Source organism: Frankia sp. CeCAU1 (genome assembly GCF_977971845.1).
Genome location: NZ_CDWWXA010000156.1, coordinates 1 through 9,575 on the forward strand (window position 1 = coordinate 1; position 9,575 = coordinate 9,575).

Here is a 9,575-nt window from a genome sequence, read left to right on the forward strand (position 1 = left end):
GGGGACAGCTGACTGCGAGGAGGACGCCCCGGCACGACGAACCCCAGGCCGACGAGCGGCCCCGTCTGCACCGGAGCGCCCTCGAAGGGTGATGATGGACCTCTGTACCTTTAAATGCAACTGCATCTGTAGCCTTGCTTATGGTGGATGTGAGAGGCCAGCGAACCGGACCCAGACGCTGGCAGACTGCGATCAGATGTCGGGCGTCCGGTGGCGGAGGAAGCGTGGCGAAGTCATCAGCAGGGCCGACGGTGCGCAGCCGTCGGCTCGGGGTAGAGCTGCGCAGGTTGCGGGAGGCGGCCGGCCTGACCGCCGAGGAGGCGGGACAGGCCATCCGTGCGTCTGATGCCAAGATCAGTCGGATCGAGAACGGGCGGGTCGCCGTCCGCGCCGTCGATGTGGCCGATCTCCTGGCCGTCTACGGCGTACAGGACACCGAGCAGCGGGAGGCGATCCTCACGCTTGCCAAGGAGACACGTCGGCAAGGCTGGTGGCGCAGCTTCAGTGACGTCGTCCCGCGCTGGATGGAGGTCTACATCGGCCTGGAAGCCGACGCCTCGTCGATCAACACCTACCAGTCCTCACTCGTGGAAGGACTGCTCCAGACACCGGAGTACGCCGCCGCCGTGATCCGCTCGACGTGGCCGGAGTTGCCCGACGAGGAGGTACACCGCCGCGTGACTCTGCGAACAAGCCGCCAGGAACGCCTTCTCAACGGGCCGCAGCCACCGCGGCTGTGGGTCGTGCTCGACGAAGCCGCGCTCCGCCGGCCGATCGGCGGGCGCGACGTGCTGAACGCCCAGCTCAGGCACCTGGTGGACACCGGAGCCCAACCGAGCGTCACGATCCAGGTGCTACCGTTCGACGTCGGCGGGCATGCCGCACTCGGAACCTCCTTCACGCATCTGGGGTTCCCGGACCCTGATGATCCAGAAGTCGTCTACGTGGAGGTCTTGACGGGCAGCCTGTACGTGGAGAAGCCCGACGAGGTGCGGCAATATAGAGACAAGCTCGACCATCTACGAGCCCTTGCGCTCAACCCCAGCGCATCCGCCGAGATGATCGCGAGCTTGTCGAGGGAGCAGTCATGACCAGCAAGATCGAGTTTGACCGGGACGGCCTCTCCTGGCAGTTGTCCAGTTACACCAACGGTAGTGGCGCGTGCGTGGAGGTCGCCTCCCTGCCCGAGGGCGGACGCGCGGTCCGGGACTCCAAGGACCGCGGCGGCCCGATCCTCGTCTTCACCGCGGCCGAGTGGACCGCGTTCGTCGCGGGAGTGCGTGACGGCGAGTTCGACTCCTGATGTAGGTTCTCGAAAGATCTGCCGGCTTCATCAGATGAGATGACGCCTACTGGAGCGTCGAGCGGTGGTCCTCTGGCGGACTAAGGAAGATCGGTGGCATGGCGACCGGCCTTGGACAGCGGACCCGCTGGATGCGGGTGCGGTACCGCGTCGACGACGGCGCGGTTGTCGACACGACGACGGGCCGGCTGACCGTGGACGAAGTCGTCGATGGACTACCGATCCGCGAGTCTGTTGGCGGAAGGGCCAGTGGCACTACTCGGGCTTCGCTGGAACTGGTCGTCGACCGTCGAGCGGCTGGTGGCCTACGATGGGACGGCGCCGCGCCGACGCTGGCTCGACGGTTACTGCAGCGCCAGCGGGCCCCTGTCTGGAGAGGACGCAAGCGTCCAAAAGGCGTTGGGGCTACAGCAGCTCGTACAGCGACCCATGCTTGCTCGTCATGGTGGCCTCGACGGATTCGGCCAAGGCCGAGTCGCGGACGAGGACGCCGAACTCGATGTTGAGGTGCTCGGCGGAGTAGCTGAAGTTCGCGCTGGTGAGTAGAAGCAGCTCGTGGTCGATCACGATGAACTTCGCGTGACTGACTACACGCTTTCCATTCGGCAGCTCGGCGGAGCGGTAGACGGTCGCCCGCGGGAGTTGTGCCTTCACCCCGGCAGCGTCGGCGATGTTGCCGTCGACGTATACGGTGACCACGACACCAGGCTGTTCGGACGCTTCCCTGAGCACGGTCCACATCCGCGACGAATCCTGGAAGTTGTACGTCGCCGCGGTCACCGATTGACGGGCAGCGCGCACGACGCGGGCGAACTCGCTCGTGAGGTGGCCGATGTTCGCTTCGTTGCCAGGCATGGTCCACACTGGCGTGAGTTCGCGGAGTACTGCCTTCGCGCCAGCGATGGCGCGCAGCACACCCACGGCGCGCTCCCGGTCGGTATGCCCGAGCCCCGCCGCGGCGAGCAACTGCTTGGCGGTGTCCCTGCGTCCTGCGGCGATCTCGCTGAGCGCCCGTATGGTGTGCTGACCAGTGTCGAACTGCACGGCAAGCCGCTCCGCCTCGGTGGCGGTGAGGTAGCTGCCCAGTTCGGCGAACGGGTCAGGTCGCATGGATCTTGCCGAAGAATCCGGGCACGGTCGGGCCGTTCGAGGTAGGGAGGTCGAGCAGAAGCCGTCGGTCGAGGAACCGGTTGGCCTTCTCGCACGAGGTCTCGGAAGCGAAGCAGCACGTGTGGCAGGCGGCCCCATGAAGGAAGTCCTCCGGGTCGGACGGGGTACGCGTCGCGCAGACCGGGTCCGACGAGCAGCGCGCGGCGCGGCGCAGGGCCGAGAGCACGATTCCCTGGAGCCGGGCGTGCTCGGAGAGCGCCACGAGCCCGCCGAGGGTGCCTTCGCTGTCGGAAGCAGTTGTGCAGATGAGCAGGCCTGCCGCTGCCTCGCGCTGTGGGGTCTCATCCCAGGCGTAGATGCGCTCGGTAAGGCTGGCGGCTCCGTACCCGGAGTACATCGCCATCTCCCGGATGAGGATGTGCGAGAGCGTGTGCGCGAGCCAGTACCGCGGTCCGGGCAGGCGGGTGTCAGGGTCCACGATCTTGGCGGTCTCGGAGAACCGCCGGGCGAAGTTGCGCCGGTGTGCCTGCCTGTGCGCTTCCCAGAGCGCGGTGCCCTCAACCGCGCTCTCCCACTGGGCGACGGCGTCGAGGTCGAACTGGAGGAAGATGCCCTCCCCCCGGTCCTCGGTGGCGGGTACCCAGGTCGGTTTCCCGTTGTGGGTGAGGGCGACCAGACGTGAGGCGACGTCGCTGACGCGGTCCATCTCGTCCAGGCGGGTGAAGCCGAGCACGGCGTTGACACGCTTCATCCGGTTCACCCCGACCACCCGGGCGATGTGCGGGTGCAGGTCGGGGCCGCGCTGCATCTCGGTCACCATCAGTCCGGTGTTGTTCTGCTGCTCCGGGAACAGCGCCGGCTTCTGGAGGTAACGCCACTCGGGTATGAGCAGCTCGATCGGGTCCCAGTCCGCGCGCCGCTTCTCGCGTTCTTCCTCGGACTCTGGCGGCGCGAGCACCTCCGCCACGGTGGCGGCAATGTCTGCGTCGGTGAGTCCGGTCACGTCGACATTGCGGGCGCTTGCCAGGGCACGGATGACGGGAATCTGGTCGCCGAACTGCTTTACCTGCTCGATGCCGAGTTCGACGCGCAGCTGGTCGGCGAGGACTTCCTTCTTCTCGGCGTCGGACCGTGGCATGACGATGATGCTCTGCGTCGAGGGGAACCAGAGGTTCGACGCGCCCATCATGATCAGTGCGGGGCGGGCCTGACATCCGGAATAGAAAGCGCCCAGGTGCGGGTGGCGGCCACGGCAAGTCTGCGGGATCTTCTCGCGGCCCTTCGCTCCCATAGCCTCGGCCATCCCCCGGCTCGCGCCGCAGGCCGGGCAGATGATCGTCGATCCGACGCTCTTGCCGACGTTCGCGTCACGCATCTTCAGGTCGGGTGTTTCCGCGCTCGGGCACTTGGCGCCGCGGTGTACCCACAGGGTGTAGGGGAACTCGTCGAGGTGGCCGTTGGTGCAGGTCAGCAGGTGCTGTGCGGGCACAGCTGGGCTGCTCTTACGCCTGCCACGGCCGCCACGGCCGGGGCACGACGTGTGGGTGAACTGGGCCAGGTCCGGCCGGAATGGGTGGGTGTTGGTGTAGGTGAACCGGCTGAGCGGGCCGAGGTAGTCGCACCCCGTGCAACGAAACCATTGCGGGAAGACCCGCGCCGGAAGTCCCAGGTCGGAGCCCTCGGTCGACAGCGATCCCTTCTTCGGCTGCCACGGGAATGGCCTCAACGCCTCCACCTGCGGTCCGAGGTGAAGACGCACGACGTTCAGCAGCCGAGGCTCAAGGATCGTGGGGACGACCTCGCGCCGCTTCCAGATCGGCTCCCAGTCGTCCAGCCCGGCGGGCATCACCGAGAAGCTAGGCAGGTCCATGATCGCGCCGGGTCCGTAGGTGTAGAGCAGCGAGGAGGGGCGCGCGGAGCCGACCTTGGCGCGGTTCTTGACGTTGCCGTCCTCTGCGTCGCCGAGCGGGTCCAAGCGTTCGTTGTTGTCCTGCAGCGCGGCGGTGGCGATGTCGGTCATCACTCGTCCTCCCCGGCGGGCAAGGTCCAGTTGTCGACGCCAGCCGGGGTACGCGCAACCAAGCGCTCCGCCACCGGCGAGACGAGAATGTTGATCTCGGGCTGTACCTCACGCATCGAGTTCGCGATCACGAATGGCGCTTCCGCCGCGCTGCCGACATTGGCCCGGTGGTTCTCGGGGCTGATGATCAATGGCAGGTACTTGTCGCCCTCACCGGTGCGTTCGTAAACGAGTGTCTTGTGGATCTCGGTGGCGTACCCAGCTCGACTCGCCCACCGATCGATGCGGTTGGTCAGCAGGTCGCTCGCGCGCTTGGTCAGATCCTCATCCTGCGATGCGGCCAGGATACGTACCTTGAGCCGGTTGACCAGTGCAGTGATCGCGTCGTGCTGCGGACCGATCCGGCCCGCCTCCCGTTCCGGCGAGACTCCTCCGGCGACCACGGCCTGGGCAACGCGGGCGACGCTGATGAGCAGGCCGTCCAGCCCGCGCTCCAGCGAGGTCGGCGAGAACGGCGTGACCGACAGCGCCTCCACCTGCCTGTAGAACGTGTCGTGATAGTGCTGAAACTGCTCGAAATGCGCCAGATCGCGAGGCCGGGCCCAGTTGCCCAGCGCCACGACAAGCCCTGGCCGGGCGGCGTCACGGCCGACCCGGGAGGAGGCCTGGATGTACTCGGCGGTGTTCTTCGGCTGGCCGACCACCAGCATCAGGCCGAGGCGCTGCACGTCCACGCCGACTTGGAGCATCGAGGTCGCCAGGACGACGTCGAACGGCGCCTCGCCGTCGCGCGACGCGGGCCGCTGGCCTGCGCGGCTCGCGGCGATGCGGGCTTGGAACGCGCCGATGCTATCGTAGCCAGGGTCGAACCCGAGCCCGAGCCGGTCGAGGGTCTTGCCGATGTCAGCGCCGGAGATGCGCGACGTCAACTCGGCCACGTTCAGGCTCCCAAACGCGGTGCCGTACCGCCGAGGGAAGCCTGAGTCCTGCCGCGGGTTGCCGACGCGTGTGCTGACGTCGTCGTCCACGTACCGGCGCATGCCCGCCAGCTCCCTGGTGGCATTGAAGTAGCCCACCAGGGTCATGTACGGGTCGGCCTCAATGCCGGCGCGCTCGAAGAGCAGCTGCCCGGCCAGCAGCAGCACCTCCGCGACCCGGATCTCCGCACTCGACAGGCGCACACCCTGCGCGCTCACCCCGACGTATCGGCGCCCGGGGTTCTCGGCCGAGACCGGCACCTCGCGGGAGAAGAACGTGTCGGCCACGTTCAGCACCTGCGGGGGGAAGATCTCGACCTGCCGCCCGTACAGGGCCCGCACCTGCTCACCGGCGTTACGCACGGTCGCCGTCGACGCGACGATGAGCGGCCTGACCGGCCTGCCGGCCGGGTTCTCCCAGGAGCACAACGTCTCGACGGCGACCTCGAAGAGCCCGACCGCCGTACCAAGCGCCCCGGTGATGAGATGCAGCTCGTCCTGAATGATCAGGTCCGGCGGGCGCAGCCGGCCAACGGGTACTACTGCCGCAGCGGCGTGGCTACCGGTCTTCGGATGTGAGCTGACCGTGCAGCCGGCGTAGTCGGGGTGCACATACCCGTGCCGCCCGCACCGTTTGCTGACGTACCCGAACAACGACGCCGCTTCGCCCTCGCGGGCAAGCCGCGCGAACTTGTCGACGGTAGCGATGACGAAAGCCGGAGTCAGCCGGTAGATCTCCTCGTCCACCGTGAGCACCGGGAGTCCCTCGGGCACGCCGCCGCCCTTGGCGAACGGGCAGCGCCCCAGCTCGTCGCCGCAGTGAACGAACACACGCCGCGTGGTGGGGTCGCCCTTCACATGCGCCGAGGTGATCTCGGCGCCGCACCACGGGCACCGCTGAATCTGGAGCACGGTCAGGCGGTGCGACGCGCCGTCGTTGACCTTCTTGAGCTGCTCCTCAGCCTCTTCGTACCGCTTGGGGCTCACGTCCGTACCCACCCACAGTCCGATGCGGAAGGGCTCCGTGCCCCACGTCGCCTCGTCCTCGCGACGGGCTAGCTCGGCCGCGCACACCAGCGCGGTCGCGCGCTGGAACTGCTGGGCGGTGAGCAGCCGCAACGTGTACCGCATCAACACCGAGACGCCGTCGCCGCCGTTCAACGGCCCATCCGTCGACGCGACCACGGCCTGCCGTCGGCGGATCGCGAAGGTGTACGCGGCAAGCCCCAGATATGCCTCGGTCTTGCCACCACCCGTCGGGAAGAACAGCAGCTCGACCCGGGCCTGGTGCTCGGCGCTGCGCAGCGTCGCCGTCGGGTCGGTGAGCACACCGAGCTGCATGAGAATGAACGCGAGCTGGAACGGACGCCACGACGCCACCGGCTTGCCGTTCGCCTCGGCCGCTTCGAGCCGCTGCCGCACCTGGGCGAGCGACAGCGCGGAGTCGGACTTGCGCGCCTCCGCCACCTGCGAGGCGATGCGCTGGTCGCGCATCACCCGGTTCATGAACCAGAAGCACCGCAACGCCGTCACGTTGGAAGCAACAAACTCCAGCCCGGCGGCCAGACGCTGGTGAGCCTGCCGCGCCTCCCACAGCACGATCTCCGCCGTCTCACGCAGGTGCGGCGGCAGCGTATGAGCCGTAGCCTCTTGGCGGTCGAGCCAGGCACCGTAGCCGGACACGAGCGGCACCAGCCCGGACCGCAGTTCCTCGGGCGCAATCTCCGAGAGCGACTTCATCGACAGCGTCGCGCCCTCGACCTCACCGGCCCGCGTCTGCGGCGTCTCGGCGACCGGCAGCCAGACAGTCGACACCTCGGCCGCCCGCCGCGCACCCTTACGCGTCACCCAGTCAGCCGAGCAGGTGCGCCCGATCGCGAACTCCAGCCGGTCCCGGTACTGCAGATCGAGGCGGCGCACCTCCTCGTCATGCTCCGGCCACTCGTGCTCCAGCACATCACGCACCGGCAGAAACACCTCGGCCCCGCAGGCGTCCACGCGCAGCTTGGTCTGGAACATCCACATGTTCAACGGGATTGGCAGCGGCGTCTCCCGGTCATTACACAGCGCGATCTCCACCAGCACCCGGCCGTACTCGGGGTCGTCGTAACGGTCAATGCGCAGGCAGATCGCATCGCGAAGAACGACCGTTGCCGTATGCCCTGGCAGCAGGTCCGCCAGCACGACCGTTCGTGACTCCTCGACCGGGATTCGCTGGTAGTGGCGAACGGGGCGCCCAGCCTTCGTGACCTTGTCCGTCACGACCGCCTCGTACGTCCCCCAAGACGCCGTCACCGTGAACGAGGGAAGATCGGTGGGCACCTGGAAACGTAACCCCATCGACGCAGGGATCATCAGCCCCTGCTTCGGGGCGCGGTCCTCGGCGTCATCGTCTTCCGCATCCGCGTCACCATCGTCCGCGGCCACCGTCGGGACACCCCGTGCCTTGGCTGCGCCACCGTCGCCGTCAAGCCGCACCTCGGTCAGGTCGTCGGCGTCCTCCTGATCGAGCGCGGACGCCGACGTGCTCGTCAGCTTGACCGGAGCGATGTGACCAAGGAGGTACAGCTGACGCGGGGGGAACGGTAGAACCTCGTCGGGCCCGTGAATCGGACCGAGCAATTCCCGCTCCAGGATGTCGACGAGGTTCTCCCGCACCGCGTACGGCGAGCCGTCCAGGTCGTAGTTCAGTTCGTAGGACGCCCGCGATCCTGCCGCCTCAGTGGTTCCCTCCGTCACGGGTCAGAAGTCTGCCATAGCGGTCCGATCTTGATCGCGGTGTCGGACTGGGAGCGGGAAAGGTCCTGAGTACCTCGGCGTGTGCGTCAGCCACGTTTCGAGCTACCAGCAGGTCAGCCTGCTGACCGACGCCAGCGGGGCGCCACCTGAGCAGAACTCGCTCGTCGTCGAAGTAGCGCCCGACGACGCCACGACGGATGCGCAGGCTCTCCAACTGCGTCAGGAAGACGGTGCGCCGGGCCGACACGTCAGCACCGGCGGCAGCCCAGCTGTCCTCCACGGTCGCCTCGCCGAGCAGCTCGCCGCCCCGCTCTGCGAGAAGACGCCGCACGAGATAGGGGTCAAGCGAGGTACGGCCGATCACCTGCCTGCACCGCGGGCAGTAGAGCACGGGGCGCTTCTGGTTCGTCCCACGGCACAGGTACACCTCGCACTCGTCACAGCGCGCGACGCGCGACAGGAACGGGCTCGTCGCCTGCCGGTCGCCTCGCTTGCGGGCCTGCGGGCTGGTGCGCGAGTCAAGCATGCGCTGCAACGCTGCGAACTCCTCGACGGCGATCACAGCCAACGACTCGTTGACAGCCGGGCGGCCGTGCTCGTCGCGGAGTACCGCGAAGGGGTCCGCGCGCTTGGCGCTCTTCGCCCTTCCCGGGTTATGCGGCGTCATCCCCGCCAGGACGGGGTTCCGAAGCAATCCGTCGACTGTCTGGCGGTTCCAGGTGGCATCCGTCGCCACTTGCCGCACGGCCTGACGGCGGGGAAGCGGCGCGCCACTGTCGGTCAGCCACGTGGCGATCGCGTTGACGGTGGCACCCTGCAACGCCATGTGGACTGCCTCCGTGAGCCACCGGACGCGCTCGGGGTCCTTGACCAGCACCCGGCCCGGACCAGCCGGGTTCGCGATCGAGCGGTAGCCGTATGGGATACCTCCGCCCGGCCAGCGGCCGTCCTTCAGCAGCTGCGCCCGTGCCGCGCGGACGCGTGCCCGGATGGCCTCCGCCTCCATCTCCCCGAACACGGCGAGCATGACCGCGAACGCGCGGCCTTGCGGGCTGGTCATGTCGATCGGATCCTCGACCGCGACGAGACCCGCACCGCGCTTCTGAAGTGCCTCGTCCGCGTGGAGGAAGTCCAGGACGCGCCGCGCAAGCCGGTCCACCTTCCAGATCACCACGGCATCGAAGCTGTCCGCGGCGAGAAGCGCTGCCCACCCCTTGCGGTTCTCAGGCCGGTTGACGGTCGCGGAGACGCCGTCGTCGATGAACTCACCGACGATCTCCCAGCCGCGCGCATCGGCGTACCTTCGGCAGGACTGCAGCTGCCGAGCGATCGAGACGGACTCTTCTTTGGTGACGCTCAGCCGCGCGTACAGGACACACCGACGAGCCTGGTTGGGCTTCATACCAATCAGTGCAACGGTTTCGGC

6 protein-coding genes are annotated in these 9,575 nt (G+C 67.9%); 2 read left to right on the forward strand and 4 right to left on the reverse strand.

Annotation, left to right across the window (positions count from 1 at the left end; genetic code table 11):
• Positions 1–224 precede the first annotated feature (224 nt).
• Together AC08OO_RS20295 and AC08OO_RS20300 are read left to right on the forward strand one after the other, a co-directional pair.
• Positions 225–1,091 carry a helix-turn-helix domain-containing protein gene (locus AC08OO_RS20295; RefSeq protein WP_023841640.1) on the forward strand — a complete coding sequence of 289 codons (867 nt, stop codon included), beginning with the start codon at positions 225–227 and terminating at the stop codon, positions 1,089–1,091.
• A complete protein-coding gene (locus AC08OO_RS20300; protein ID WP_476611253.1) occupies positions 1,088–1,303 on the forward strand; it encodes a DUF397 domain-containing protein in 216 nt (71 codons plus the stop codon). Before AC08OO_RS20295 ends, AC08OO_RS20300 begins: the two co-directional genes overlap by 4 nt.
• Positions 1,304–1,708: 405 nt before the next feature.
• Here the strand turns inward: AC08OO_RS20300 and drmC are convergent, their stop codons facing one another.
• The 4 genes from drmC to AC08OO_RS20320 form a co-directional block, all read right to left on the reverse strand.
• Positions 1,709–2,413, reverse strand: a complete 705-nt coding sequence (gene drmC / locus AC08OO_RS20305; protein WP_476611252.1) for a DISARM system phospholipase D-like protein DrmC — start codon at positions 2,411–2,413, stop codon at positions 1,709–1,711.
• The gene (gene drmB / locus AC08OO_RS20310) at positions 2,403–4,433 is read right to left on the reverse strand and encodes a DrmB family protein (protein WP_476611251.1); all 2,031 of its coding nucleotides are present in this window, start codon (positions 4,431–4,433) and stop codon (positions 2,403–2,405) included. Before drmB ends, drmC begins: the two co-directional genes overlap by 11 nt.
• Positions 4,433–8,149 (reverse strand): DISARM system helicase DrmA, encoded by a 3,717-nt coding sequence (gene drmA / locus AC08OO_RS20315; RefSeq protein ID WP_476611250.1) that lies wholly within the window; start codon positions 8,147–8,149, stop codon positions 4,433–4,435. Before drmA ends, drmB begins: the two co-directional genes overlap by 1 nt.
• Positions 8,130–9,575 (reverse strand): recombinase family protein (locus tag AC08OO_RS20320; RefSeq protein ID WP_476611249.1); only part of this gene is annotated, 1,446 nt, incomplete at its 5' end. The genes drmA and AC08OO_RS20320, both read right to left, overlap by 20 nt.

Excerpts from the sequence above, each read along its gene's own strand:
- AC08OO_RS20300 (WP_476611253.1), top strand. The coding sequence starts at position 1,088 with ATGACCAGCAAGATCGAGTTTGACCGGGACGGCCTCTCCTGGCAGTTG.
- drmC (WP_476611252.1), bottom strand. The coding sequence starts at position 2,413 with ATGCGACCTGACCCGTTCGCCGAACTGGGCAGCTACCTCACCGCCACC.
- drmB (WP_476611251.1), bottom strand. The coding sequence starts at position 4,433 with ATGACCGACATCGCCACCGCCGCGCTGCAGGACAACAACGAACGCTTG.